Below are 326 nucleotides of genomic sequence, written 5' to 3' on the forward strand. Positions count from 1 at the left end.
TCATGGCATCCTGTAGAATATCGGACTTAAGACATTCGTCAGCATACATCTTCTTAAGACGTGCATTTTCAACTTCAAGTTCTTTTAAGCGCGCAATTAAAGAGGCATCCATGCCGCCATACTTTGAGCGCCAGTTGTAAAAGGTACTTTGGCTGATGTTATGCTCGCGGCACAGCTCAGTGATAGGAACGCCTTGTTCGGCTTGTTTTAGGATGTTGACGATTTGGTTGTCGCTAAAGCGTGTCTTTTTCATAGGATTCTCCTGCTGGTGTATTTTAGCAGTTAATCTCTATTTGTAAGTGTTCTTATTTATTGGGGGGATTACC

The 326-nt window shown here is 42.3% G+C and carries 1 protein-coding gene; it reads right to left on the bottom strand.

Annotated features, from left to right (window positions below; genetic code table 11):
• The coding region (locus tag ACT3QQ_RS13980; protein WP_444519344.1) for a transposase at positions 1-253 on the bottom strand (253 nt) is incomplete at its 3' end.
• Between the last annotated feature and the right edge of the window lie 73 nt (positions 254-326).

Source organism: Psychrobacter sp. AOP7-A1-24 (assembly GCF_052376235.1).
GTDB lineage: Bacteria > Pseudomonadota > Gammaproteobacteria > Pseudomonadales > Moraxellaceae > Psychrobacter.